Annotated in this window: 22 protein-coding genes; 6 read left to right on the top strand and 16 right to left on the bottom strand. The window is 59.5% G+C overall.

Going from position 1 to position 24,639, the window contains the following annotated elements:
* Window positions 1-28 precede the first annotated feature (28 nt).
* From K3G63_RS14585 to fdhD, 4 genes are all read right to left on the bottom strand, one after another.
* Entirely contained in the window at window positions 29-2,581 is a 2,553-nt protein-coding gene (locus K3G63_RS14585; RefSeq protein ID WP_220614819.1) for an FdhF/YdeP family oxidoreductase, read from the bottom strand.
* Window positions 2,582-2,970: 389 nt separating this feature from the next.
* Window positions 2,971-5,529 carry an FdhF/YdeP family oxidoreductase gene (locus tag K3G63_RS14580; protein ID WP_220614818.1) on the bottom strand — a complete coding sequence of 853 codons (2,559 nt, stop codon included), beginning with the start codon at window positions 5,527-5,529 and terminating at the stop codon, window positions 2,971-2,973.
* 41 nt (window positions 5,530-5,570) lie between these two features.
* The gene (locus K3G63_RS14575) at window positions 5,571-5,894 is read right to left on the bottom strand and encodes a DUF7009 family protein (protein ID WP_220614817.1); all 324 of its coding nucleotides are present in this window, start codon (window positions 5,892-5,894) and stop codon (window positions 5,571-5,573) included.
* 134 nt (window positions 5,895-6,028) lie between these two features.
* A complete protein-coding gene (gene fdhD, locus K3G63_RS14570; protein WP_220614816.1) occupies window positions 6,029-6,904 on the bottom strand; it encodes a formate dehydrogenase accessory sulfurtransferase FdhD in 876 nt (291 codons plus the stop codon).
* A 257-nt stretch (window positions 6,905-7,161) separates the two neighbouring features.
* On the opposite strand from fdhD, the gene moeB reads away from it, so the two are divergent.
* The 3 genes from moeB to K3G63_RS14555 all read left to right on the top strand — a co-directional run bounded on the left by moeB (window position 7,162) and on the right by K3G63_RS14555 (window position 9,878).
* Complete coding sequence (gene moeB / locus K3G63_RS14565; RefSeq protein ID WP_220614815.1) at window positions 7,162-8,283, top strand: molybdopterin-synthase adenylyltransferase MoeB; 1,122 nt, start codon at window positions 7,162-7,164, stop codon at window positions 8,281-8,283.
* Between the two features lie 86 nt (window positions 8,284-8,369).
* Window positions 8,370-9,533: a putative sulfate/molybdate transporter gene (locus tag K3G63_RS14560; protein ID WP_220614814.1), complete on the top strand. Its 1,164-nt coding sequence runs from the start codon at window positions 8,370-8,372 to the stop codon at window positions 9,531-9,533.
* Between the two features lie 6 nt (window positions 9,534-9,539).
* The gene (locus tag K3G63_RS14555; protein ID WP_220614813.1) at window positions 9,540-9,878 is read left to right on the top strand and encodes a hypothetical protein; all 339 of its coding nucleotides are present in this window, start codon (window positions 9,540-9,542) and stop codon (window positions 9,876-9,878) included.
* On the opposite strand, the gene K3G63_RS14550 is transcribed toward K3G63_RS14555, so the two are convergent.
* The 8 genes from K3G63_RS14550 to moaA all read right to left on the bottom strand — a co-directional run bounded on the left by K3G63_RS14550 (window position 9,875) and on the right by moaA (window position 16,863).
* Window positions 9,875-10,693, bottom strand: a complete 819-nt coding sequence (locus tag K3G63_RS14550; RefSeq protein ID WP_220614812.1) for a DUF2490 domain-containing protein — start codon at window positions 10,691-10,693, stop codon at window positions 9,875-9,877. The genes K3G63_RS14555 and K3G63_RS14550 overlap by 4 nt on opposite strands.
* A gap of 80 nt (window positions 10,694-10,773) precedes the next feature.
* Window positions 10,774-11,964: a glycoside hydrolase family 88 protein gene (locus K3G63_RS14545; protein ID WP_220614811.1), complete on the bottom strand. Its 1,191-nt coding sequence runs from the start codon at window positions 11,962-11,964 to the stop codon at window positions 10,774-10,776.
* Window positions 11,965-12,049: 85 nt separating this feature from the next.
* Complete coding sequence (locus K3G63_RS14540) at window positions 12,050-12,748, bottom strand: ClpP family protease (protein WP_220614810.1); 699 nt, start codon at window positions 12,746-12,748, stop codon at window positions 12,050-12,052.
* Window positions 12,749-12,846: 98 nt separating this feature from the next.
* The gene (locus tag K3G63_RS14535) at window positions 12,847-13,143 is read right to left on the bottom strand and encodes a hypothetical protein (protein ID WP_220614809.1); all 297 of its coding nucleotides are present in this window, start codon (window positions 13,141-13,143) and stop codon (window positions 12,847-12,849) included.
* 6 nt (window positions 13,144-13,149) lie between these two features.
* Window positions 13,150-13,698, bottom strand: a complete 549-nt coding sequence (locus K3G63_RS14530; RefSeq protein ID WP_220614808.1) for an RNA polymerase sigma factor — start codon at window positions 13,696-13,698, stop codon at window positions 13,150-13,152.
* Between the two features lie 100 nt (window positions 13,699-13,798).
* On the bottom strand, window positions 13,799-14,602 hold the full coding sequence (locus tag K3G63_RS14525) for an alpha/beta hydrolase (RefSeq protein WP_220614807.1): 804 nt from the start codon (window positions 14,600-14,602) through the stop codon (window positions 13,799-13,801).
* 18 nt (window positions 14,603-14,620) lie between these two features.
* The gene (locus K3G63_RS14520) at window positions 14,621-15,793 is read right to left on the bottom strand and encodes a hypothetical protein (RefSeq protein WP_220614806.1); all 1,173 of its coding nucleotides are present in this window, start codon (window positions 15,791-15,793) and stop codon (window positions 14,621-14,623) included.
* A gap of 62 nt (window positions 15,794-15,855) precedes the next feature.
* A complete protein-coding gene (gene moaA, locus K3G63_RS14515) occupies window positions 15,856-16,863 on the bottom strand; it encodes a GTP 3',8-cyclase MoaA (RefSeq protein ID WP_220614805.1) in 1,008 nt (335 codons plus the stop codon).
* Window positions 16,864-17,006: 143 nt separating this feature from the next.
* On the opposite strand from moaA, the gene moaD reads away from it, so the two are divergent.
* Together moaD and K3G63_RS14505 are read left to right on the top strand one after the other, a co-directional pair.
* Window positions 17,007-17,249, top strand: coding sequence for a molybdopterin converting factor subunit 1 (gene moaD, locus K3G63_RS14510; RefSeq protein ID WP_220614804.1), 243 nt, complete (start codon window positions 17,007-17,009; stop codon window positions 17,247-17,249).
* A gap of 55 nt (window positions 17,250-17,304) precedes the next feature.
* Window positions 17,305-17,724 carry a molybdenum cofactor biosynthesis protein MoaE gene (locus K3G63_RS14505; protein WP_220614803.1) on the top strand — a complete coding sequence of 140 codons (420 nt, stop codon included), beginning with the start codon at window positions 17,305-17,307 and terminating at the stop codon, window positions 17,722-17,724.
* A 147-nt stretch (window positions 17,725-17,871) separates the two neighbouring features.
* On the opposite strand, the gene K3G63_RS14500 is transcribed toward K3G63_RS14505, so the two are convergent.
* Together K3G63_RS14500 and moaC are read right to left on the bottom strand one after the other, a co-directional pair.
* Window positions 17,872-19,059, bottom strand: coding sequence for an NTP transferase domain-containing protein (locus K3G63_RS14500; RefSeq protein ID WP_220614802.1), 1,188 nt, complete (start codon window positions 19,057-19,059; stop codon window positions 17,872-17,874).
* Window positions 19,049-19,537: a cyclic pyranopterin monophosphate synthase MoaC gene (moaC, locus tag K3G63_RS14495; RefSeq protein WP_220614801.1), complete on the bottom strand. Its 489-nt coding sequence runs from the start codon at window positions 19,535-19,537 to the stop codon at window positions 19,049-19,051. Before moaC ends, K3G63_RS14500 begins: the two co-directional genes overlap by 11 nt.
* A 202-nt stretch (window positions 19,538-19,739) precedes the next feature.
* Here moaC and K3G63_RS14490 point away from each other — a divergent pair, with 202 nt between their 5' ends.
* The gene (locus K3G63_RS14490) at window positions 19,740-20,987 is read left to right on the top strand and encodes a molybdopterin molybdotransferase MoeA (RefSeq protein ID WP_220614800.1); all 1,248 of its coding nucleotides are present in this window, start codon (window positions 19,740-19,742) and stop codon (window positions 20,985-20,987) included.
* Window positions 20,988-21,122: 135 nt separating this feature from the next.
* Here the strand turns inward: K3G63_RS14490 and K3G63_RS14485 are convergent, their stop codons facing one another.
* Both K3G63_RS14485 and K3G63_RS14480 read right to left on the bottom strand, forming a co-directional pair.
* Window positions 21,123-23,627: a response regulator gene (locus tag K3G63_RS14485; RefSeq protein ID WP_220614799.1), complete on the bottom strand. Its 2,505-nt coding sequence runs from the start codon at window positions 23,625-23,627 to the stop codon at window positions 21,123-21,125.
* A gap of 258 nt (window positions 23,628-23,885) precedes the next feature.
* Entirely contained in the window at window positions 23,886-24,629 is a 744-nt protein-coding gene (locus K3G63_RS14480; RefSeq protein WP_220614798.1) for a DUF2625 family protein, read from the bottom strand.
* Between the last annotated feature and the right edge of the window lie 10 nt (window positions 24,630-24,639).

Here is a 24,639-nt window from a genome sequence, read left to right as displayed (position 1 = left end):
CCGGGCTTTTTTGTGGGCGTTATCAGGGTTACGCTTCTACGGCTATCCGCTGTTCCAGCGGAGCGCCCACGGTTTTGCGGGCGGGCACTACCGTTACTACCACGTACTTAGAGGTAGGCGTGTTGCTGACCTTGGCGACGCTACCCACTGGTACGAGTGGGTTCGCCTCGGGGAAGTAGGCCGCCACGTTGCCCTTCGGAATCTCGTAAGGAATGGCAATAAACTTCTCCACCGTTCGCTTCTCGCCTTTGTAGTGGCTGGTGATGTCGATGAGGTCTTTTTCCTTGACGCCTCGATCAGCCATGTCCTGGGGGTTCATGAACAACACGCGCCGCTCGCCGTGCACGCCGCGGTAGCGGTCGTTGTAGTCATACACGGTGGTGTTGAACTGGTCGTGGCTGCGCACGGTCATCAGAATCAGCTGGTCGGGCTCTACGTGGTACTTCTCCAGCTCCGTAGTAGTGAAGTTAGCCTTGCCATTTTTGGTCGTGAACTTCCGCTCCCGGGGGCCGTTGGGCAGGTAGAAGCCGCCGGGCTGCCGCAGCTGCTCATTGAACTTCTCAAAGCCCGGAATTACCCGCGAAATATGGTCCCGAATGACGTCGTAGTTTTCCGTCATGGCTACCCAGTCGGCAATGTTGGTCCGTTCGCCCAGGGTAGCAATGGCTACCCCGGCCAGAATAGCTACTTCGCTCATCATCTGGCCTTCCAGGGGCACCAACACGCCCTTGTTCTGGCTTACTACCCCCATAGAGTTTTCGCAAGAGGTCATCTGGTGCCCCGACTTCTGCATGTCGATGTCGAGGTGGGTGAAGCAGGGCAGGAGCAGGCTCGTTTCGCCGGTTACTAAGTGTCCGCGGTTGAGCTTGGTGCCCACAAATACGGTCAGCTTCTGCTTGCGCATGCCTTCGGCAATAACCTCGGTATCGGGGCCGGCGGCCAGCAAGTTGCCGCCCAGGCTGAAGAACACCTTGGTTTTGCCCTTGTACATGGCCTTAATGGCTTCTACGGTGTCGTAGCCGTGCTCGTAGGGAGGCGTGAAGTTGAACTCCTTAGCCAAGGCGTCCTGGAACTCCCTGGTAGGTTGCTCCCAGATGCCCATGGTCCGGTCGCCCTGCACATTGGAGTGGCCGCGCACCGGGCAGGTGCCCGCGCCGGGCTTGCCAATGGCCCCTTTCATCAGGTGCAGATTCACGATTTCCTGTACCGTTTGCACACCCTGGCGCTGCTGCGTTACGCCCATGGCCCAGCAGGTAATAATCTTCTGCTTCCGGGCAATGAGGTTGGCTGCTTCCAGCAGCTGAGCCCGCGAAATACCGCTCAGCTCCTCAATATCTTCCCAGGAGGTGTTGCGGATATTCTGCTCAAACGAGTCAAAGCCCGTGGTGTACTCGGCAATAAAGGCGCGGTCTACTACGTGGCCGGGGTTCAGGTCCTCGGCTTCGAAGAGGTGCTTCATAATGCCGCGCAGCAGGGCCATGTCGCCGTTTACCCGCACTTGCAGGAACAGGTCGGTAATCTGCGTGCCATCGCCCAGCAAAGCGCCCAGCGCCTTGAAGGGGTTCATGAAGTCCTGGGGGTTTTTGAAGTTCATCAGCCCGGCTTCCAGCAGCGGGTTCACCGAAATAATCTTGGCCCCGTTCTTCTTGGCTTTCTGCAAAGCCGTGAGCATGCGTGGGTGGTTGGTGCCCGGGTTCTGGCCGATGATGAGAATGACCTCGGCCTCGTAGATGTCGTTGAGCGTGACGGAGCCTTTGCCCAGGCCCAGGGTTGGGCTTAGCCCCGCGCCACTGCTCTCGTGGCACATGTTGGAGCAGTCGGGCAGGTTGTTGGTGCCCAGCATCTTGGCGAAAAGCTGGAACAGGAAGGCCGGCTCATTGGGTACTTTGCCCGAGGTGTAGAACACCGCTTCGTTGGGCGAGTCCAGCGCATTCAGGTTATCGGCAATTAGCTGGAAAGCGTCCTGCCACTTAATGGGGGAGTAGTGGTTGTCGCCGGGGCGCTTTACCATGGGGTGGGTCAGGCGGCCAGCGTTGTTCTGGTCCCGGTCCGTCATCTGGGAAAGCTGCGCCAAACTGTGCCGGGCGAAAAACTCCGGGCCGGCCGCTTTGTCGTCGGCATCCGAAGCGGTGGCCTTAGCCCCGTTCTCGCAAAACTCGGCTATGGAGCGGTGGTCGTCGGGGTCGGGCCAGGCGCAGGAGGAGCAGTCGAAGCCGTCCTTCTGGTTCATCTTCAGCAGGCCCCGGGTGCCCCGGTTCAGGCCCGCTTCGCCCCAGTTAAACTCCATCGACTTCAGTACGGCCGTAACGCCGGCAGCTACGGTTGCGCGGTTTTCCAGCTTGAGGCCGGTAGGCGCTTCCGGGGGCTGGGCCAGAATGGGGTGGTGGTATTTGGCATTGGCTACATCCGGAGCCGGAATAACGGTCTGGTCCCGCTCGTGCTGGGGGTCGGGGCGGTAGTGGTCGTTGGTGGGGGCTACGCCCTGGTCGGGCCGCTCGCCGCTTTTGGGCACGTTGCTCTCGGCGGTTTGCTCGTGCGTTTTACCAGCTTTGTTGGGGTCGTTGATGGGGGAATCTTCCATGACAAGCAGAACAGGTGGTAAGGAAAAAGATCCGGGCCCTCCACAACGTGGCTGGGGTAGCTCAGCTCTTTTTTCAATGAAAATTTCAGAAAGCAGGTAAGCCGGGCGCGAATTCCCGACCGGAAGGTTAAAAAACGGAATGAAGAGTTGATGAGCTACCTCCCCCTCCGCTATCTGCCAACCACTCAGACCGACGGATGTTAGTCTTCTGGCTGAACACTACCACATAACTCAGACGAAGAAGTGCCGGTTGAGGTTACTAAAGAATGCAGGGGGAGAGAAGATACAGTGAAGTAGCTTGTATCTGCAAGGTGCGGGGTGCCTTGGCCATCGGGAACAAAAAAGCCCGACCGCGAAACGGCCGGGCTCTTGCAAGAGGGTAGAAGGCCCTAAGCCGGTACGGATACCCGCTCAGAGATTGGAATCTGCGTGCCGATGGGTAGCTCTACCGGTGCCACCGTCACAATGACAAACTTGGAGGTAGGCGTATTGCTCTTGTAGGCTACGGACCCAATGGGCACCAGCACGTTGCCCTCCGGGAAGTAGGTAGCACAGTCACCCTTGGGGATGTCGTAAGGAATGGCAATAAACTTCTCGGCGTGGCGCTGCTGGCCCTGGAAGTGGCTGGTGATGTTCACCAAGCCTTTCTCCTTGATACCTCGCTCAGCCATATCCTCGGGGTTCATGAAGATAACGCGCCGTTCATTGTGCACGCCCCGGTACCGGTCGTTGTAGTCGTATACGGTGGTGTTGAACTGGTCGTGGGAGCGAATGGTCATCATCACCAACTGGCCCGGCTCGAAGGTGTGCTTTTCCAGCGGTGTGCTGGTGAAGTTAGCCTTGGCATTTTCGGTGGTGAAGTTCCGCTCCCGGGGGCCGTTGGGCAAGTAGAAGCCGCCGGGGTGGCGCACTTTAGTATTAAAGTCTTCGAAGCCCGGAATGGTGCGCGCCACGTACTCCCGGATGAGGTCGTAGTTTTCGGTGCAGCCTACCCAGTCCACGGTGCTCCGCTCGCCCAGCGTGGCCAGGGCAATACCGCACACAATGGCTACTTCGCTCAGCATTTGGTCGGAAATGGGTTCGAGCACGCCTTTGCTCATGCTTACTACCCCCATAGAGTTCTCGCACGTCATGAACTGCTGCCCCGACTTCTGCATGTCAATGTCGATGCGCGTTTTGCAGGGTAGCAGCAGGGCCATTTCGCCGTTCACAAGGTGGCTGCGGTTGAGCTTGGGCGTAACGTGAATGGAAAGCCGCAGCTTGCGCATGCCTTCGGCCACGAATTCCGTGTCGGAGCAGGCTGAGAGCATGTTGCCGCCCATAGCCATGAACACTTTCACCTTGCCGTCGTGCAGGGCTTTCACGGCCTCTACTACGTCGAAGCCGTATTCGCGAGGAGCTTTAAAGTTGAACTCCTTTTCCAAAGAATCCAGGAAGGTATCGGTGGGCCGTTCCCAGATGCCCATGGTCCGGTCGCCTTGCACGTTGGAGTGGCCGCGCACCGGGCACAGGCCCGCGCCGGGGATGCCCACGGCGCCCTTCATGAAGTGCATGTTCACGATTTCCTGAATCGTGTACACGCCGTTTTTCTGCTGCGTCAGGCCCATGGCCCAGCAGGTAATAATCTTCTTGTGGCGTGCAATTAGGCTGGCGGCCTCGTGGATTTGCTCCCGCGAGACGCCGCTGGCTTCCTCAATGTCGGCCCAAGTGGTCTGGTTCAGGGTTTCCACCAGTTCGGGGTAGCCCGTGGTGTAGTCCCGAATAAACTCCTGGTCGAGTACCATGCCGGGATTCAGGGCTTCGGCTTCCAGCAGGCACTTCATAATACCGCGCATCACCAGTTGGTCACTGTTAATGCGCACCTGCAAGTAGATGTCCGTGATGGGTGTACCGTCGCCGAGCAAGGTGCCCAGGGCCTTGAGCGGGTTCATGAAGTCCTGCGGATTCTTGAAGTGCAGCAGGCCCGCCTCGTGCAAAGGGTTAATACTGATGATGTTGGCTCCGTTCTTCTTGGCTTTCTGCAACGCCGTGAGCATGCGCGGATGATTGGTGCCCGGGTTCTGCCCGATGATGAGAATGACTTCGGCCTCGTAGAAGTCATTGAGCGTTACGGAGCCTTTGCCCAAGCCGGTGGTGTTGCTCAGGGCCGCGCCGCTGCTTTCGTGGCACATATTGGAGCAGTCGGGCAGGTTGTTGGTGCCAAACTGCCGTACGAACAGCTGGTAGAGGTAGGCCGGCTCGTTGGGTACTTTGCCTGAAGTGTAGAAGATGGCCTCGTCCGGCGACTTCAGCGCGTTCAGCTCCTGCCCGGCCAGGGCAAACGCTTCGGGCCAGGAAATGGGCGTGTAATGGGTAGCCCCAGGCCGTAGCACCATAGGATGGGTCAGGCGGCCGGCATTGTTCAGGTCGCGGTCCGTCATGCGCGAAAGGTCCACCAGGCTGTGCTTGGCGAAAAACTCCGGCCCTACCGGGTCCGACTGCGCATCCGAGGTAGTGGCTTTGGCTCCGTTCTCGCAGAACTCGGCCACGGAGCGGTGGTCGTCGGGGTCGGGCCAGGCGCAGGAAGAGCAGTCGAAACCGTCCTTCTGGTTCATCTTTAGCAGGGCGTGCGTGCCCCGCACCGGGCCCTCGTAATCAAAAGCAAAAGCCCCTGACTTGAGTACAGCCGTGATGCCGGCCGCTACCGTGGCGGGCTTGGTCAGCTTCAGGCCCGTAAATTCTTCGGGCGGTTGAGCCAGAATGGGGTACTTGTGCTTGGCCCCGAGCGTGTCCGGCGCTTTCATGGGCCGGTCATCAAGGGTTTCGCGCTCGGGCGAGGTGCTCCAGTTGTCGCTGGTAGGGGCCGTGCCTTGGTCGGGCCGTTCACCGCTCTTCGGAACGTTGTTGCTAGCAGTTTGCTGCTCGGTTTTGCCGGCCTGGTTGGGGTCGTAAGCGGGCGATTTGTCCATGACGTAGAGGGGAGGAAAGCGGTGAAGGGTAGCCTGGCGCATTAGTGGCGGCAGTCCAAATCCTTTTCGATTAAGATTTTCAGGGATTTATCTTCTGCTACCATGAGGGTAGCGGCTAAGCCGTTCTGGTCGGTAGAGGTCCAGTGCGTGGCTAGGGCAGCTGGTACCTTTACAGTAATGGCGCCGGCGCCATACGTCACCCGAAACTCTTCCGATTCGGCTCGTTCCAGGGCGTAGGTTAGGTTGTCGGTTTCTGTGGGACCCAGCGGAACAACGGCCGCTACCCGGCCGCCTTCCGCAAACTGGTGCACTTCCTCTTCCGAAAGCCGGAGACGAAGTGAGTTGTCTTCAATGCGAAGCTTCATGTGAAATAGGGATTTACAAGTCAGACGCAGGAGCGCCCACAGATGTTGCGGTGGCGCTTAGCGCTGGTTGAGCTTAAGAGTCAGAAATACTGGCAGTTAGTAAGCTGTTGGTAAGCTCACTAACCTAATGTGCGCTATTGGGCGGCCTGCTGCAGGCGCCACTCGTGGGAGTACACGTTGTAGCGGCCCTGGCGCACAAATCCGCAGACAGTCATGCCAAAGTCGCGGGCGGCGGAAACAGCCAGGGAACTGGGGGCTCCTACGGCGGCCAGCACCGGAATGCCTGCCACGGCCGCTTTCTGCACCAACTCAAACGAAGCGCGCCCGCTCACCAGCAATACCGTGTTGTGCAGGGGTAGCAACTCCTGAAACAAGGCCGCGCCAATCACCTTATCGAGGGCGTTGTGGCGGCCCACGTCTTCGCGCAGCAAAAGCAGCTCACCTTCCGGCGAAAACAGAGCCGCCGCGTGCAGGCCGCCGGTTTGCTCAAACAGGGCCTGCGCCGCCCGCTGCCGCTCCGGCAACTGATGTATTACGGCCGGGTCAATGTAGGGGCCAGCCGAGGGTAGCACTGGGCAGGTTGCTGCCTGCACAGCCTCAATGCTGGTTTTGCCACAGACCCCGCAACTGCTGCTGGTGTAGAAATGGCGCTCCAGCCGAGGCAAATCGGGGGTAGCGGTGGGGGCTAACTCGGCGCGCACCACGTTTTCACGCTCGTCCTCCTTTTCCACGTCGGGGCAATAGATAACGCCGTGCAACTCCTCACGTCCCCGAATGATACCCTCCGTTAGCAGGAAACCGGCGGCCAGCTCAAAATCGTGGCCCGGTGTGCGCATGGTAATGGACAGGGTGCGGTGCTCCCGCTGCCCCGCTGGTCCGTAGCCCACCCTGATTTCCAGGGGCTCTTCGGCGGCCAGCACATCGGAGGCGGTCGTGACGTCGGTGCCCTGCACCTTGTGCACGGTTACGTAGTCGTAGCTGGTAGGGGGGAGGAAAACAGGGGCTGACACAGGAAGGGGAGGCGAAGTAGGAAAGGGAGGCACCCGACAGGACGTGGCGCGGGGTTATTTGGTTAACCTTATGGGGTAGAAGTAAGTTTGGAGTGAGTAAAAGGTGAACTGCGAAGGTGATGGAGTGGGCCGGCTGGCAGTAAGCCTGAGCAAAAGCTGCTGCCCATGCCTTGATTCAGCCCGTCATGTAGTACCTTCCTAGTACCGCATCCTTCTGCTTCCTCCTTGCCCCGTCACCTTATCACTTGCCCTACCCCATGCTTACCTCCGAAGAACGCCAGATATACCGCCGCCACCTGCAGCTCCCCGAAATTGGAGAAGCCGGCCAGCTGCGCCTGAAAAACGCTCGGGTGCTGGTAGTAGGCGCCGGGGGGCTGGGCTGCCCGATTCTACAGTATCTGGCGGCCGCCGGGGTAGGCACCCTGGGTATTGTGGACGCTGATAAGGTAGACCGCAGCAACCTGCAACGCCAGATTCTGTACGGCCCCGCCGACCTGGGCCAGTCCAAAGCGGAGGCCGCGGGTCGTGCCGTGAAGCGCATCAATCCGTTGGTGCATACCGAAGTGTTCGGCTGCCGCGCTACCCTGGGCAATGTACGCGAGCTGGTCAGCAAATACGATGTAGTGGTCGATGGCTCCGACAACTTCCCGACCCGCTACCTGCTTAACGATGCCTGCGTGAGCTTTAACCGGCCGCTGGTATCGGGGGCTATTTATAAGTTCGAAGGGCAGGTGTCGGTGTTCAACTACCAGGGCGGTCCTACTTATCGCTGCCTGTTTCCGCAGCCTCCTTCGGCCGCCGAAGCGCCCAACTGCGACGCTACCGGGGTGCTGGGCGTGCTACCCGGCCTAGTAGGCACGGCCCAGGCCACGGAGGCGCTGAAAGTGATTCTCGGCATTGGGGAGGTGCTGTCGGGGCGGTTGTGGCTGTTCGATGCTCTTACGTTCCAGACGCGCACCCTCAAGTTTGCGCGCCGGCCTGAGCAGGCCGCCATCAACCTCGACACGGCCGATACCCGCGACTACGCCGATTTATGCGCGGTAGGGGTTCGTAGTATTTCGGTGGCCGAGCTGCACGAGCAGCTAGAGTCAGGCCATCCGCCTTTCCTGCTGGACGTGCGCGAGCCTCACGAGTACGCCGCTGGCCACCTGCCCGGCGCTACCCTGCTACCCCTGAGTAGCCTGGAAAGGGGAATAGCCACGCTACCCAAGCAACATCCGGTGGTGGTATATTGCCGCTCGGGCCGCCGGAGTACCCAGGCCGTTGAGCGGCTTCAAACGGAGTTCGGCCTGACCAACCTGCTGAACCTGGAGGGCGGCATCTTGGCCTGGGAGGAGAGCATGGAAAACGTGGCCAACGAAGCCCAGCCCCAGGTATAGCTACCTGCTACCTTCCGTCAGCTTGTCTGCTCACCTCTGCTGGTCAGAAAAGATACCAGTGCTCTGTTTCATCAGCTTACCGTGCAATGCCGCTTACTGCTTCGCCTCCCTCACGACCTCGCCTGCGCTTTGATCGGAACGAGTTGGCTGGGGCTTTTGGGGACTTGGGCACCGATCTTCCCTTGCTCATCGGCATCATTGCCGCCTCGGGGGTAGATAGCGCCGGGGTGCTCATTATGTTCGGGCTGATGCAGGTATTCTCGGGCCTCTGGTACGGTATGCCCATGCCGGTGCAGCCTCTGAAAGCGTTTGCCGCGCTGGTTATTGCCCAGAAAATTCCCGGCCGCGTCATCTTCGGGGGCGGGTTAGCCATTGGGGTGAGCATGCTGGTGTTGTCGGTGTCGGGACTGATTGATGCGCTGGCCCGGCTGGTGCCCAAGCCGGTTATTCGGGGCATTCAGTTCGGGCTGGCCTTGCAGCTGGCTACCCTAGCTTTAAAGGAATACGTGCCCGCCGACGGGCTGCCCGGCTACGCGCTGGCCGCTGCGGCTTTTCTGGTTACGGCCGTGTTGCTCGGCAACCGGCGCTGGCCCGCAGCATTGGTGGTCTTGGCGCTGGGGGTAGGGTACGGGCTGCTGTTTAAGCTGGATGTAGCCACGGCGCATCGGGCCATCGGGCTACACTTGCCCGGCTGGCAGGTGCCTACCTGGGACAATATCAAGTACGGCGCTATCCTGCTGGCCCTACCTCAGATTCCGCTTTCCTTGGGTAACTCCGTGCTGGCTACCAAGCAGGTAGTGGAAGACTACTTTCCTGAGCGCCGCCTCTCGGTGCGCCAAATCAGCTTTACGTATGGCCTTATGAACCTGCTAAACCCGTTCTTCGGCGGCTTTCCGGTGTGCCACGGCTCGGGTGGCATGGTGGGGCACTACACGTTTGGCGGACGCACGGGCGGCTCGGTAGTACTCTACGGCCTGCTGTTTCTGACCTTGGGCCTGGTGTTTAGCCAAGGCTTTCAGCAGATTGTCCAGATCTTTCCCCTACCCATCCTGGGGGTGCTCCTTCTCTTCGAAGCGCTAACCTTGGCTACCTTGCTGCGCGACATCAGCTCTGCCCGCTCCGAGTTGCTGCTGGCCCTGCTGGTGGGGTTGCTGTGCAGCGGCTTGCCCTATGGCTACCTCATTGGGTTGGTAGTAGGCACGAGCTTATATTACGCCATGCAGCGCGGCTGGGTGGGGCTTGGTAAATAATACGATATGGAAGAAACTATACTCCGTCAGGTCTGGAAAACGGTGCGGGTAGAAGCGGGGCCGCAGCCCTTTCAAGGCTACTATAGCATCGGGGAAAGTATGCTCTTTGATTTCCGGTTTCTGGATAATCCGTCGCAACCCCTGGAAAGCACCCAACTGCCCAACTGGACCCGCACCGCCGACAAAATCCAGCATCCCGGCAACGAAGCCACGCTCTATCTCCTGATTCACACGGTTACTCCCGACTACCTCATCCTGGAGCTGCACATGCTGTACACAGGTGAGCCCCGGCACACGCTCACGCTTTACCTGGTGCCCGAAATGGTAGCTGCATCGGTGGCTTAATCGGGCTGCGAGGGCACGTATTCGGGGCTTGTGCCTTCGGTGTTGCGGCGGCTGATGCGGTAGATAACTGAGAGCACCAGGTTGTTTTTGCTGGCGGTAGTTTGGGGCGTGAACACGTTTTGCTGGTAGCTGGCCGGCGTAAAGTTCGACTGACGGACTATGCCAGCCTGCACCGTCCAGTGCGGATCGAACTGGTAGCCTACCCCACCATATACCCGATTTCGCTCGAAAATCGGTCCTTTAGGGTTGAAGAATACCTCGTCGTAAATCGAAAGGAAGGCTGTTTTAGCCGTAACTGTTGGGTGATTGAGCGGGATAAAACCATTGAGGCGGTACCGAATTCGGTTGCGGTAGCGTGTGGAGCCCGCGGGTACTACTCCGTCGGGAAAGGAAAACCAGCGCTGCTCCACGCGGTAGCGGTGCTCTACCTTCAGGCGGGCGTTGTAGTGCGTAAACGTTACCTGCTCCCAGAGGCGCTTCTCTATGTTTAGTGGCCCTTCGCCCAAGTCCCGGTAGTCGGAGGTAGAGTAGCGGCCGCCGGCTACCATGAAGGTGAAGTTCTTGGCCACATCGTAGCTGACGCCGGCCTTCATTTCTGTATAAAAATACTGCCGAAACAACCCGTTGGAGCGGGCTTGCAGCTCTACGTAGCCGCCCCAATGCTTGGGCCCACCGGGCAACACGGCCGTGGCAATGTGCCAGGTACCCCACTGCCGGTCGGGCACGGCATTCGTTTGGGCCTGAGCCTGATAGCTGCTGGCGGCACACAGGGCGGCCGTAAGCAGGAAAAGAAGGTGAGGTTGGGGTGCTGACATAGGGTAGCGCACAATGAACTGCGAAAGTAGGCAGGCCGGAGCAGAGCCTGCTTACAGCATCCTGTCATCTTGGGCCTACCTTACTTCAGTTGGTTGTAGCGGAGCAGCGCTTCCAGGTAGTAATAATCGGCGTAGGCCAGCGGGGCATCTACCTCCGTTTTGGCTGGTTTGTGCGCCACGCAGTGCTTAATCAGGAAGTTGTTGTTTTCGCCCAAAGCGGCGCGGTAGGTTGGGCTGCTCAGGCTCACCAAAATCTGCTCGGCGGCCTGGCGGTAGCGCTTGGCATCGGCAGCCGGGCAGTACTGCTGCAGCTCCAGCAGAGCCGAGGCCACAATAGCCGCCGCGGAAGCGTCGCGCTCTTCCTTCGGAATGCCAGGGGCGTTGAAATCCCAGTACGGAATTTTGTCGGCGGGCAGGTTGGGGTGGTTGAGGAAGAAGTCGGCGGTTTTGCGGGCCTGCTCCCGGTAGCGGCTGAGCTTGGTGTCGCGGTAGAGGGTAGTGTAGCCATAAATAGCCCAAGCTTGTCCCCGTGCCCACGCCGAGTTATCGGCCGCGCCCTGGGCGGTTTTCTTGGCCAGCGGCTGCCCGTGCTCATCATAGCACACCACATGGTAGGTACTGCCATCGGGCCGGAAGTGGTGCTTGAGTGTATTGTCGGCGTGCGTGATGCTGAGGCGACGCAGGGTAGTGTCGCCGGAGGTGCGCGCGGCCCAGCACAGCAGCTCCAGGTTCATCATGTTATCAATGATGACGGGGTATTGGTAGCCGGCAAACTCGTTCCAGGACTTAATCAGGCCTACCTCCGGGTTGAAGCGCGTAGCCAGCGACTTGGCCCCAGTGAGCAGAATGGGCTGGTAAGCCGGGTTCTTGGTCAGGCGCAGCCCGTTGCCGAAGGGGCAGTACAGCATGAAGCCCAAATCGTGGGTAGTGGTGTTGTACTGTTCCTTGGCCATGGCTATGGTCCAGCGGTCGGCGGCCTGCTGCCACTGGGGCTGCTTTGTGTACTCGTACATGTACCACAGCGTGCCGCCGAAAAACCCACTGGTCCACCACTCCGAGGGCGTGTCTTTCAGCGAGCCGTCGGGGCGGCTGGAGTACGGAAACTTCGTGAGGTCGGGGTGGGTCTGGAGCAGGCGCGTGAGTTGCTGCCCGGCGCGGGCAAACTCCTGCTGTACATTGACCTTGCGCTGCTGAGCCTGGGTAGTCAAGCTAACAGACAGGGCTAGTACTAGTACTGCTAACCGGCGTGGGAAGGAAGAAGAACGGAACATAGCCGTCAAGCTACTGCAAATTCGTGGACCGCTTATTTCTTCCGGGGCGAAAAGCCACAATGCAAGCGCCTCAAACCCGCCGTAGCTACCCCTCCTTTCGTTCCAGAACCTCGTCAATAAGCCCGTACTCTTTGGCTTCGTCGGCCCGCAGCCAGTAGTCACGGTCGGAGTCGTCGTGAATTTGCTGCGGGGTTTTGCCAGTACGCTCGGCGTAAATGCCGTAGAGCTCCTGGCGCAGCTTCACCACCTCGCGGGCTGTAATTTCAATATCAGCCGACGGACCCTGCACACCGCCACTGGGCTGGTGAATCATGACGCGCGCATGGGGCAGGGCCGAGCGTTTGCCCAATGCCCCGCCGCACAACAGGAAAGCACCCATGCTGGCGGCTAGCCCGGTACAAATGGTGGCTACGTCGGGGGCTACGTACTGCATGGTATCGTACATTCCCAAACCCGCGTACACCGAGCCGCCGGGCGAGTTGATGTAGAGCAGGATATCCTTGCGGGTATCCACTGATTCCAGAAAGAGCAGTTGGGCATTGATGATATTCGCTATCTGGTCATCTACCGCCTGCCCCAGGAAGATAATGCGGTCCATAATAAGGCGCGAAAACACGTCGATTTCCGCGAAGCGCGTAGGCCGCTCTTCAATTACGGAGCGCGTCATGGCGGTTACGTTGGGCCGGAACTGAGCCTCGGCGTAGCGCACATACTGGTCGATGGTAGTGCCGGACAGGCCTTGGCCTTGCACGGCAAACTTGCGGAACTCTTGCTGGGTAAGCATAGCGGAATGTGAAAGGAAAAGGGTGTAAGAGGTTGACCATCTTCCTGGGGGGAGGAAGAGGTGCTGAAAAGCAATTCCCGTAAGGATGGGGGGTAGGGCTAGTGGCCCCTGCTCCGGCGAACGAGTAGGCTGCGCAAAGGACTAGTGGCGGCCTGCCACCACGTTTGGCGCCGGGACGGGCGCTCCAGCCGAGCATGAATCAATTCCAGCTCCCGGCGTAGCTGCTGGCGGCCCGCTACTTGTAGCCCTTGGTAGAGCAGTTGTTGGGTGTCGGCGTCGGCGGCTAGTTCAGAATCCAGCAGCTGGCGCACGCGCCACGCTTCGGCTTCAGCGGCTGTGTGCTGGCCCAGCAGGTGGCGCTCTAGCTGGCGCAGGTATTCGAGGGTGGGGCGCATAACGGCTTAGGCAGTAGCAGCGGATACCAGCGCCCGAACCGAGTTGCGCAGGCGCTCCAGGCACTTAAACTTCTGCACCGTAGCCGAGCGTACGGTGCGGTACTGGTGCGTGGCTGCAATCTGCTCCAGCGGCTGCTGGAAGTAATAAAAAGCCAGTAAAATATCCTTGCACCGCTCGCCCAGCCGCTCCACCTGCTCCAGCACCGACAGCGTGGCTTGCTCCGCCAGCTCAGCTTCCTCTGCTACCTCCGTGTGTTCATCGGTAAGGGAAATGGCGGGCTGCCGGGTGCGGCGGCTCAGCTCCTGCCGCCACAGGTTGCGGCATACTCCCACTAGGTAGGTACTGGCCGAAGCCGACAGCACCAAGGTTTCACCTACTACCTTCTCGTAGAAAATTACCAGCGCATCATGAAACACGTCCTTGGCATCCTGGGCGCTGCCGCCGTGCTGCTGCACGTAGCGCCGCACCATCGGGAAGGTGCGTTGGTAGATGCCAGTGAGGGTTTGTTCCCGGTCCGCCAGAAGCGCCTGCCGCAAAGCTGCCGTAGTTTCCATAAGAGTAGGGGGCCGAGGTAGGGTTGAAATGTCGTTCTGATAGTTAATCCGCTTTCCCGTCAACTATCACCCTGCTCCCAGAAATTAATCTATACGGCGGCTACGGCATTGCTAAAACCTGCTGAATAGCAGCCAGGTAGTCCGGGTTATCCGTCATGCCATTGTGGCCCGCGCCCCGCAGGGTAATAAACTGATCCTGTGGCTTGAGTAGCTGCTTCAGTTTCAGGGTGCCCTGGTAACTGATTATCTCGTCCTGGTCGCCGTGGAAGATGACAATGGGAGCCGAAACATGGGCTAGCACTTTATCGGTGTGCAAGGGGTAGCGCACGATGAAGCCGGGCACCCAGGGATAATGCTGCCGAGCCATGGCGCGCATACTGGGGTAGGGGGCCTGCAGAATCAGCAGGCGCGGATTATGGCGCGAGGCCAGCCACGCCGCCGCACCCGTACCCAGTGAGTAGCCTAGAATAACAGTTTGGTTTTCGGGGTACTGAGCTAGAATCTGCTGGTAGGCCGCTTCCACGTCGGCCAGAAACTGCGCCTCATTCCTAATGCGGTCCTCACTTTTGCCGTAGCCGCGGTAGTCTAGCAGAAATACATCGTAGCCAAGGCGGCTGTAGGTAGGTGCTACCTCGCCCCAGCTATCCAAAGCTCCGCCATTGCCGTGGAGGTAGAAGATCAAGCCTTTGCGGGCAGAATCGGTCGGGAAAAGCAAGCCGTGCAGGCGGGTACCATCAGATGCGCGAATCCACCGCTCCTCAAACCGGCCGGAAAACCGAAAGCGGTAATTGGGAGCAAGCTTATTGGGGAAGAACAACAGCCGCTCCTGCTGAAAATACAGCAGCAGGCAAACACCGATATACAAAGCGGCTCCCAGGCCCAATATCCAGAGTAATGCCTTCATATGGAGTTGAAAAGGCTTCTAATGACCTCTGTTAATTGTTTTGGGCTTCTTCACTTTCCACTCTAGCAACGTAAGCTTATTATCACCAATCAGCAAAGCGGCTATTTCAGGCGCGCGGGCCGTGAATGGATCTGTGAAGCTAACCAGTTCTACTGGTCCGTATGAGTGCGTTACTGCAACGTAGTTTCGCCGAAGGTTGGTGTTGAATAGTGGGTCCACAATCAGGAGTGTATCCTGTTGCGGTACAGCTAATACGGTTCCTCCAAGCGAGTGATATAGGAACTGGGACTGGCCCTGCCATGTGCCGGCCTTCTGGAGTAGTATCCCTGCATACTGAAAGCCCGGCACTTGCCCAGTGGTATCCAACGCCGGCGCTTCAGCCGCTATATGTTCCGTTTGTTTTCCATTTAATCTGAATGAAGGCAGCGTTTTAGGGTTGGTTAGATACTGCAAACCACTTGAGCCTGCCATATGAGCTAGCGACGTGGAAATAGCAAATTGTCCGGTTGCAGTGCGCCATACGGCATTAGGGCAGGTAGCTTCTACTACGCTAGTAACCCTTGTGGTTTGGTCATAAAATGATACCTGCCCTCCAAACTCGCCCATGCAGCTGCCATATACTAAGTATTGGTTATCAGCATACAAAACTGGGCGCATGCCCATAGGTAGCGTAGAGGTGTAGGGCTGCCACTGACCATCGGGCTGAAATTGCCAGAGTTGACTTCCTGCTTTGGCTACCAGCTTGCCTTCGAGCAGCCATTGATATTGCCAGGAGCGTATGTTTAACTGCTCTTCCAACCGGGGGTTACGGCTGAAATCAGTCAGTCGATAACAGCCAAACCGGCCGGAGGAAAACAAAGCAATTAAATGCTCCCCTAGTATTACTGATGGGCCAACGGGGTAGCCTGTGCTCCCGGGCGGGCGCTGCAAGAGCACTTGTTGTTTGCTTAGGCGGCTGGGAATTGCGCTAAGCTTGAGCACAGGTTCGCGGTACGTATCTAATCGGTCTGAGTATTGCCTGGGGGCAAATAGCACTGGCAGCTTCGTGGTAAAGTTGCCGAGCCACGGTTGCTGTCTGAATGCAGTAATCAACTCTGCATACTGGGTATAAGGGGCCGGTATCGGCACCTCCTGGGCACGAGCTGTCAGACAAAAGATAAGTACCCCACCCACTATGAGTAATCGAGGCATAGAGCACAGCAGTTTCAGACAATTAAACGCTACCGGCAAGCTATTAAACCCTAGATAACATCCTACCCCCCAATCGTGCTCATAGACTCGAAGCTGAGCTGGTGCAGAGGACGCTGGCGCTCGGCCTCGAAGCCGTTGGCGGCGCGGTTGCGGAAAGCGGAGGTAAGGGCCGCCACGATGTCGGCGTCGGAAGCGCCGCCGCGCAGCAAGGCCCGGATGTCGAGCACGCCCTGGTCGTAGAGGCAGGTTTTGAGGCCGCCCTCGGCCGTGAGGCGGATGCGGTTGCAGGTGCCGCAGAAGGTGCGCGAGTACGCCGCAATAATACCCAGCCTACCTTGGTGACCCGCTACGGTGTAGTGCGAGGCTGTGTCGCCGGGGCGGGTGGCTGCCGGCGTTAGGGTGCCCAGGTTCAGCTCCAGATGCTCCCGGATGCGGGTATGGTTCCAGGGGAGGGTAGCGGCGTGACTGCCCCCGTTGAAGGGCATTTCCTCAATAAAGCGCACATCCACGGGCAGGTCGCGGGTCAGCTCGGCCAGGGGCAAAATATCCTGGGTATTCTGGCCATCCATTACCACCGCGTTGATTTTCACCCGAATGCCAGCCGCTAGCAACGCATAAAACGTGTCCATGACGCGGGGCAGCTCGTCGCGGCGGGTAATGCTGGCGAAACGGGCCCGGTCCATGGTATCGAGGCTGAGGTTCACAGCCTTCACGCCCATGCGGGCCAGCTCTGGCACGTGGGGCGCCGTGAGCACGCCGTTGGTGGTCATGGTCAGCTCCTCGATGCCCGGAATTTCGCTGAGGCGGCTCATGAAAGGCACCAGGTCGCGGCGCACGAAAGGCTCCCCGCCCGTCAGGCGTACTTTGCGAACCCCCAGCCCGGCCATAATGGCTACCAGCCGCTCCATCTCCTCGTAGGTCAGCAGCTGTTGCTTAGGCAAGTACTGGATGCCTTCTTCGGGCATGCAGTAAAAGCAGCGCAAATTGCAGCGGTCCGTAACGGCCAGCCGCAGGTATTCCAGCGGGCGGCCGTGGTTATCAAACAAAACAGACGGTACAGCAGCGGACATACTCAGAGAGAAGAAAACACAGGACTTCAGGTGAAGCCGTGAAACAAACAACGTAAATCAGACTTTTCCGTTCGGGTGAAGGCCTGGTGTACGAAGCCGACTTGGTTTCAGACCCTCACCCGTGTACGACATCTAGATAACCAATGAACTTGAAAATTGCTTTGTTTGGCATTGCCCGCGAAATCGTGGGCCAGCCCTCGCTGGAGGTTTCGGCACCCGAAGGCCAGTCGGTGCAGACGCTACTGGCGGGCCTGCGGGAGCAGTATCCGGCCCTGAGCCGCCTTTCCAGCCTGGCCGTAGCCGTGAATAACGAGTACGCTGAGGACGACACTACCCTCTCGGAGCGCGACGAAATTGCCCTGATTCCACCCGTAAGTGGGGGGTAGTAGCGAGAAGAATCATCGTGCTACCCGTACCCCTTCACCTCATTGCTCTATTCCTTTGATTCATATTGACCTGATCGACCAGCCCATTGACGTAGCTGCTACCCTGCGCACGGTGGAAGATGATGGGGCCGGCGCTATCAACACATTCATTGGCGCGGTGCGCAACAAAAGCACCGGGCGCCCCGTGGTGCGCCTGGAGTACGAAGCCTACGACAGCATGGCCCTGCACCAGCTCCGCAAAGTGGCCGAGCAGGCCGTGGAGCAATGGCCCATGCTGAAGAAAGTTACCGTCATTCACCGCAAAGGCACCCTCTACATCGGCGACGTAGCCGTGGTAGTGGCCGTGTCTACCCCACACCGGGCCGAAAGCTTTGCTGCCTGCCAGTACATCATCGACACTCTCAAGCAGGTAGTAACTATCTGGAAAAAGGAGTTTTACGAAGATGGTGACGTGTGGGTAGCCGCTCACCCGTAGTTGCCAGCTATAGTGTGCCTTTCTCTTTTGACATTCTGAGCGGAAGCGAAGGGCCTCTACCGCTTCGTTGCTTTACTACCTAACGAAGCTAGTAGAAGCTCTTCGCTTCCGCTCAGGATGACAGGAACTGATAGGTACGCTAAGTGCTCAGCTTAACTCCTGTCGAGCCTGTTCCGCTTCCTGTGGGGTATTTACGTTGCGCAGTTCTTCGGGCGCGGGTGGGGGTAGCAGCTCAATGTCGGAGTTGATGAGGGACTTACGCGGGCAACTGTAGCCGAGGCTCAGGAAGCGCAAAAGGGTAGCGTAGCTGTTGGGCTCCCAGACGGTAATAAGCGGCTCGGGCCACTCGTTTTCCGGGCTTTGGAAGGCGGTAGCCATTTTGCCGGGCTGCCGGTTCTCCACCAAGTGGCGCAGGGTAGTCTCCGAGAGAAAAGGCAGGTCGCAGGCTACTACCAGCCAGGCCGCATTTGGGTCGAGGCGGAAAGCGGAAAGCAAACCACTCAGTGGGCCCAGGTCGGCAAACGTATCGGGCAGGGGGCGTAGGCCGGCGTATTCCAGCTCCACTACCTGGTCGGGGCGGCAGGAAACGTGCACGTCTTGGCAAAAGCCAGCCAGCAGCTCGGCGGCCCGGGCGCGCTGCTCCTGGCCGTTGTGGTAAGTTAACTTGCCCTTATCCTGGCCCATGCGCTGGCTGCGGCCCCCGGCCAGCACCAGGCCCCGCAACGGTGGCGCGGCAGCATGCCACTCCCGCAGCAGTAGCTCGGCTATCGTTTCGGTGTCGTGGAGGGGTAGGATGGGTACGTTGGCTTCCCCGAGGTGGGCACGCAGGTAGGCAGGTACTTCGGTTACCCCCTCGGGTAGCAGCAAAGCGCGTACGTCGGTGAGGCGGTCCAGCTTTTTCTCCACGGGCTTGGCCGGGTCCAGAATCACAAGCTGCTGGCGGGCCCGGAAGTGGTTGCCGTTCACCAGCATCAGGCTTTGGTGCTGCAGCAATTCCTGCTGACTAAACTTATCCAGGCCACGCTTTACATCCAGCCGCGTAAACGTGATTTTGTCGGTCAGCTCCGCGGTGGCGCCAGCTTGCAGAATGGCATCCTGGCCCCCGCTGCCCCCTTGTGCCGCGTCGTCGCCGGCGGCGTGGTCGGCATCCACGTAGGCCACCCGCAACGCAGCAGAAAGCAGCGGAAGCAGCCGGCCCGTCAGCTCCTTTATTTTGCCGCAGGGCGCGCCCAGAATGGCCAGCTCGTGGCGGCCGAACTCGCCCAGGTCGGGGCGGGCCAGCTGGGCATGCTTGGCGCGGGGTGCGGGGGTAGGGGCAGCGTGGTTATCCGACATGATGAAAATCCTGTTTGCCGCCGGTTTTCTCTAGCAGGCGGGTTTCCTGAATGATAATGTTGTGTGACAGGGCCTTACACATGTCGTATATGGTGAGGGCGGCCACCGAAGCACCCGTGAGAGCCTCCATTTCCACGCCGGTTTTGCCGGTTACCGTGGCCGTGCACTCTATCAGCACGGCGTCTTCGCCATCCACCTCAATGCGTACCTGGCAGTCGTCGAGGCCGAGCGGGTGGCAGAGTGGAATCAGCTCGGAAGTACGCTTGGCGCCCATAATACCCGCTAGAATAGCGGTTTGGAACACAGGGCCTTTGCGGGTAGGCAGGTCGCCTTCTTTCACCAGGGCCATAATGTCGGGACCAAGGATGACACGGCTGCGGGCCCGGGCCACGCGGCGGGTAGGCGTTTTCTGGCCCACATCAACCATGGCCGGCTGACCGGCGGCGTTGAGGTGGGTGAGTTTGGGAGAGTCAGACATAGTAGCTGTAGAGACGCATCTTTGCGCTTAGTCGTTGCGAGTGGTAAACAAACCGGCAAGCCCGGTACTTTGCTTTTCTGCTGCGGCTATGGTTTTGCCGGCGCAGGAAGAATCTAGCTGGTACTTGGCTCTGCTTCCGCCTGCCTGTTGCCCTAACGCCAAGACGCAAAGATGCGTCTCTACTTCCGTTCTATTTCCTTCTATGATATCCGTCGAAGAAGCCACCCGCCTCGTTGCCACCACCATCCGTCCGCTGTCCGTGGAGTACCTGTCGCTACCCCTGGCGGCGGGCCGAATCCTGCGTGAAGACTTGCGCGCCGACCGGGACTTTCCGCCCTTTAACCGGGTAGCCATGGATGGCATTGCGTTGCGGTTCGAGGCGCTGGAAAGTGGTCAGACGGAGTTTCTTATCGAAAGCACTCAGTTTGCGGGGCAGCTGCCTACCCCCCTGCAAAACCCCGAAGCCGCCGTGGAAATCATGACCGGCGCGGCCCTACCCGAAGGTGTTGATACGGTTATTCGCTACGAGGACCTAGCCTTTCGCACCGAGGAAGCCGGCCGTCGCTACGCTACGGTGCAGGCCCTACCCCCGCGCCGCGGTCACAACGTGCACGCCCGCGCCGCCGACCGCCGCCAGGACGACTTGCTGGTGCCCGCCGGCACCCGTCTGGAGCCCGCCGAGGTGGCCGTGGCCGCTACCGTTGGGGCCGCTACCGTGGCCGTTACGCGCCGCCCACGGGTAGCGGTAGTGAGTACCGGCGACGAGCTGGTGCCCATCACCCAGCAGCCCGCCGCCCACCAGATTCGCCGTTCCAATGCCCTGATGCTGCAAGCCGCTGCCTGGCAGGCTGGCGCTGAGGCCGAGGCCTTCCACTTCAACGATGACCCTGCCGCCCTGCGCCAAGGTCTGCCTACCCTGTTGGAAGGCTACGATGCCGTTATTCTGAGTGGGGGAGTATCCAAAGGCAAAGCCGATTTCCTGCCCGAAATTCTGCGGGAAGTAGGCGTAGAGCAGATTTTTCATGAGGTGCAGCAGCGGCCCGGCAAGCCGTTCTGGTTCGGGCAGCAGCCGGGCGGCGCGGTAGTGTTTGCTCTACCCGGTAACCCCGTTTCAACGTTCGTGAACTTCTACCGCTATGCCCGGCCCTGGCTGCTAGCCGTGCAGCAACCCGAACTTGGCGAAACGGCCCTGGCCGGAGCTTCTGCCTCGCATGGCAACCCCGTTTCAGCGGTACTCACCGAAGACGTGCAGTTCCGCCCCCGCCTCACCCACTTCCTGCTTATAAGCCTGGAACCAGGACCTGATGGCCGCCTGCTGGCTACCCCCGAGCGGGCCGGGGGCTCCGGCGACATGGCCAGCCTGCTCACGTCGGCGGGCTTTCTGGAACTCCCCCCGGAACCGGAGCAGTTCCCGGCTGGCTCGGTGCTGCCTGCGTGGCGGTTTCGGTAGCAGGCTGCTACCGCGGGTGCTGCTGCTGGGCGCGGAAGGCCCCCGGGTAAATGCTAGAAGCTTCGGCGGGGTAGCGGTAGATAATAGCTGGGCACGACCTTCCGTGTAGAATACTGCCGCACAGCTGGGCGGCCCTCAGGTGGCAGGCATGGGAGTAGCGGCGGCTAAGTCGTTCTTGATTTGCTGCATAACCTCTGCCAGCTGCTCCGTAATGGTAGCTACCAGCGCCGCCAAGGCTTCCGGCTGAAACTCCCCCTGCCACTGGTCAAGCTCCGTGACTATGGGCAGCAGGTGCCGCACCCGTAGGTGGGCCAGGCTGGGCCTGAGGGTATGCGCCGCATTTTTCAGCCGGGCTACACTCTGTGCCTGTAGTCCCTGGGTTAGCTCTTGCAGCAACTCCTCGCTGCTTTCCACAAAGGTTTCCAGCATAAACGTCACGAAGCTTTGGTCGCCCTGGCCTACGGCCAGCAGCTCATCTACTTCATACAGGGCAGAGGCTGCGGCCGGCATGGGGGCCGCTGGTACGGCGGCTCTGGCCTGGGGTACTACCCATTCACTTACTACCTGGAGCAGCTCGGCCTCCTGAAAAGGCTTGGCCAGGTACCCGTTCATGCCTGCCGCCAAGCACTTTTCCCGCTCTCCTTTGATGGCATTAGCCGTAAGGGCCACGATGGGCGTAGTCAGCCGCAGCTGCTGGCGCAGTGCTGCCGTAGCTCCGTAGCCATCGAGAACGGGCATCTGAATATCCATCAGAATCAGGTCAAAAGCCTGTTCCTGGGCCAGGGCTACGGCCTGTTCACCGTGCTCGGCTTCCGTTACCTGCACCTGCGCCTGCTGCAGAAACGTCTTGGCAATCTGACGGTTGAAGCGGTTGTCTTCTACTAGCAGCACGTGCTTGTGGCGCAGGTGCTGGCGCAGGGGGCTATCCTCGGTGAGCAGCACCTGGGGCAGCAGGTCCTGCTCGGTGCCGGTGGGTAGGCGCAGGGTAAACTGCGTAACCGTGCCCCGGTGCTTTTCGCTTTCCAGCTGCATGTCGCCGCCCATGAGCTTGACCAGGTTGCGGCAGATGGGCAGACCCAGGCCCGTACCCCCAAACTTGCGCGTCACAGAGGCATCCTCCTGGCTGAACTCCTGGAAGATGTGGGCCAAAAACTCCGGCTCAATGCCCACGCCCGTATCCGACACCCGAAAGAGAACATCTACTGCGCCAGCAGGCGCATCCGGGGCCGGCACTACTTCGCAGGAAATGATTACCTGCCCTTTCTCGGTGAACTTGATGGCGTTGCCGGCCAGGTTGAGCAGCACCTGGGTAATGCGGTACGGGTCGCCGAGGAGCACGGCGGGGAGGTCTGGCGCCGCCTCAATACGCAGACACAACCCTTTTTCCTCCGCTTTGTAGTGCAGGGTTTGCTTTACCTGGGTCAGCAGCTGGGCCGGCTCGAAGCCGACCTGCTCCAGGGTCATCTTGCCTGCCTCTAGCTTGGAGAGGTCCAGAATGTCGTTGATGATGACCAGCAGGTTGTCGGCGGAGGTGGTAATGGCCTGTTGGTAGCTGGTTTGGGTAGGCGTAAGCTCCGTTTTGGCCAGCAGCTGGCTCATGCCCAGAATGGCGTTCATGGGCGTGCGGATTTCGTGGCTCATGTTGGCCAGAAATAGCTCCCGGGCCCGCACCGCCGACTCGGCGGCCAGCTTGGCGTGGCGCAACGCCCGTTCCGTGGCTACGCGCTCTGTCACATCCAGGCCGTAGCCCAGAATCATGTGCAGGGATCCATCGGGGTGAAAAACAGGTTGCAGACAGCGGTACTGGTGCCGGTCGCCGTCAGGCCGCAGAAACGTTTCCTCGTAGGTTACCAGGCGCCGCTCCCGGGCTACCTGCTCCAGCTGGGCGTGCCGCTCCTGGGCCATGGACGCCGGGTAGTTGGTGCGGGAGAAATAGTCGAAGTTGTCCTTGCCGATAATCCAGCGGCGCATTTCCGGGTCCTTGATGCCACTGGCATTCACGAATAGGTAGCGGAATTTATCGTCGAAAACGCCTACGTCGCAGGGCAGCTGGTCCAGCACAAACTCGTAGAAGGCCCGCTGGTCGGCCAGCTGCTTTTCCACCTCTCGGCGCTCCGTGATGTTGACACCCATGCCCACCATCATGTGCAGGGAGCCATCGGGGGCGAATACAGGTAGGAAATGACGCCGCATGTGCTGCGGTCCGGCGTCGGTTTGCTGCACCTCCTCCCACATAACGGAGGTGCGGCGTTGCACAGCCTGCTCGAAGCACTGGCGGCGTTGCACAGCCAGCTCCTGCGGGCGCTGAAAGTGTGTGCAATACGCGAAGTCGTCGTGGCCGATAACCCAACTGCGGGTGGCGGCGTCCAGGATACCATTCGCATTAACGAAGCGGTAGCGGTGCTCGGCGTCGAACACGGCCACTTCCACGGGCAGCTGCTGTAGAATGGTTTCGTAAAAATCCTGTTGTGCGCTCGGGCTGGTTTCGGCGGCCGGGCGGCTTGCTAACTGAGCCTGAGCAGCAGCCAGCGCCTGTTCCAAGCTGGCTATGCGGTTTTCGGCCCAGCTACGCCACGCTTGCTCGTCGGTGGGTGGAGTAGCTGAATCATCAGAAAAACTGAGCGACGCAGTAGCAGTCATGGGGCACAAATACACGCAGTGACAAAGTAGCAAATGTAGCTAATCCATGATGTGTTATATACTTATTATCAGATGAATGCTTTGAGAATAAATAGTAATATTTCGTTAGTGCGCTACTGCTACTCAGCTCTGAGCCCGGACGCAGGCTGTTCAAGGAAACCCGCATACAGGAAGTGCTGGGCTTAGGCGGCCCGACTACGGAGCGGCAATCAAGGCAGACAGATCAGGCAGCGTTGCCAACGCCCTCTGGCGACGTGTTTAGCGTGAGCCATTGACCTGCTGCTGCATGCTTTGCCCGAAGCTCCACAGCTCCTGTACCGGAACGGCACTGCGCTTATTCTTTCCTGTGTTTTTGCCCTCTTTGGTGAAGAGGAAGGGGTAGCACATAATGCCCTGGTTACCGGATAATGCTCTGACTTCCTGCTGCCAACCCTTCCAGTAAAGGTTACGATAATACGCCGGCAAGTCGCCTGACAAGCAGAAGAGGAGAAACTCCGAGTACGTTTTGTGGGTAGGCTCCCAGCGCAGGTTGTCTGGTGCGAAATAGAAAACCTTGCCCAGAGTTTCCGGCCCAAAGGCGCCCCCATTCAGTGCATAGAACCCACCCAGCACATCGTCGGCAATCAGCAGCAGGCCAGCGGGCTTGTCTTTGTTCCAGCCCATCAGGGTACGGTTCAGGGCCGGGCTGCCGGAGCCCAGCACTCGCAGCCAGCCTTCGTCAATCAGCAGCCCCCCGGTTTCATACACAATAGCCCCCAAGGGCGAGCGGGTAGTTACCTGGGCAGCCAGCAAGGTGCTGTCGGCCCGGGCGGGCGTTTTGGGCAGCACCTGCACCGTGTTCTTCGCGTCGCGAATCCATTGACTTACAAACTCCCAGGCAGGTTCGTGGGTATTAAGTAGTTCCGCAAGCGGGCGGGAGATGGGCGCCTGTGCGTGCAGGGGCGGCGCGGTGCTTGCCAGCAAAATACAGGCTAACCAGCCGGTAAGATAAGGTCTGGACAACGCAGATAAG

Origin of the sequence: Hymenobacter sp. HSC-4F20 (assembly GCF_019599275.1) — a bacterium.
In the GTDB taxonomy this organism is placed as follows: Bacteria; Bacteroidota; Bacteroidia; order Cytophagales; family Hymenobacteraceae; genus Hymenobacter.
This window is presented reverse-complemented; position numbering and strand designations above follow the sequence as displayed.

Coding starts and splice junctions, on each gene's coding strand:
- K3G63_RS14500 (WP_220614802.1), bottom strand. CDS start 19,059: ATGTCGGATAACCACGCTGCCCCTACCCCCGCACCCCGCGCCAAGCAT.
- moeB (WP_220614815.1), top strand. CDS start 7,162: ATGCTTACCTCCGAAGAACGCCAGATATACCGCCGCCACCTGCAGCTC.
- moaC (WP_220614801.1), bottom strand. CDS start 19,537: ATGTCTGACTCTCCCAAACTCACCCACCTCAACGCCGCCGGTCAGCCG.
- moaD (WP_220614804.1), top strand. CDS start 17,007: ATGAACTTGAAAATTGCTTTGTTTGGCATTGCCCGCGAAATCGTGGGC.
- K3G63_RS14540 (WP_220614810.1), bottom strand. CDS start 12,748: ATGCTTACCCAGCAAGAGTTCCGCAAGTTTGCCGTGCAAGGCCAAGGC.
- K3G63_RS14535 (WP_220614809.1), bottom strand. CDS start 13,143: ATGCGCCCCACCCTCGAATACCTGCGCCAGCTAGAGCGCCACCTGCTG.
- K3G63_RS14555 (WP_220614813.1), top strand. CDS start 9,540: ATGGAAGAAACTATACTCCGTCAGGTCTGGAAAACGGTGCGGGTAGAA.
- K3G63_RS14530 (WP_220614808.1), bottom strand. CDS start 13,698: ATGGAAACTACGGCAGCTTTGCGGCAGGCGCTTCTGGCGGACCGGGAA.
- K3G63_RS14485 (WP_220614799.1), bottom strand. CDS start 23,627: ATGACTGCTACTGCGTCGCTCAGTTTTTCTGATGATTCAGCTACTCCA.
- K3G63_RS14575 (WP_220614817.1), bottom strand. CDS start 5,894: ATGAAGCTTCGCATTGAAGACAACTCACTTCGTCTCCGGCTTTCGGAA.
- K3G63_RS14560 (WP_220614814.1), top strand. CDS start 8,370: ATGCCGCTTACTGCTTCGCCTCCCTCACGACCTCGCCTGCGCTTTGAT.
- K3G63_RS14585 (WP_220614819.1), bottom strand. CDS start 2,581: ATGGAAGATTCCCCCATCAACGACCCCAACAAAGCTGGTAAAACGCAC.
- K3G63_RS14525 (WP_220614807.1), bottom strand. CDS start 14,602: ATGAAGGCATTACTCTGGATATTGGGCCTGGGAGCCGCTTTGTATATC.
- moaA (WP_220614805.1), bottom strand. CDS start 16,863: ATGTCCGCTGCTGTACCGTCTGTTTTGTTTGATAACCACGGCCGCCCG.
- K3G63_RS14545 (WP_220614811.1), bottom strand. CDS start 11,964: ATGTTCCGTTCTTCTTCCTTCCCACGCCGGTTAGCAGTACTAGTACTA.
- K3G63_RS14550 (WP_220614812.1), bottom strand. CDS start 10,693: ATGTCAGCACCCCAACCTCACCTTCTTTTCCTGCTTACGGCCGCCCTG.
- K3G63_RS14520 (WP_220614806.1), bottom strand. CDS start 15,793: ATGCCTCGATTACTCATAGTGGGTGGGGTACTTATCTTTTGTCTGACA.
- K3G63_RS14580 (WP_220614818.1), bottom strand. CDS start 5,529: ATGGACAAATCGCCCGCTTACGACCCCAACCAGGCCGGCAAAACCGAG.
- K3G63_RS14490 (WP_220614800.1), top strand. CDS start 19,740: ATGATATCCGTCGAAGAAGCCACCCGCCTCGTTGCCACCACCATCCGT.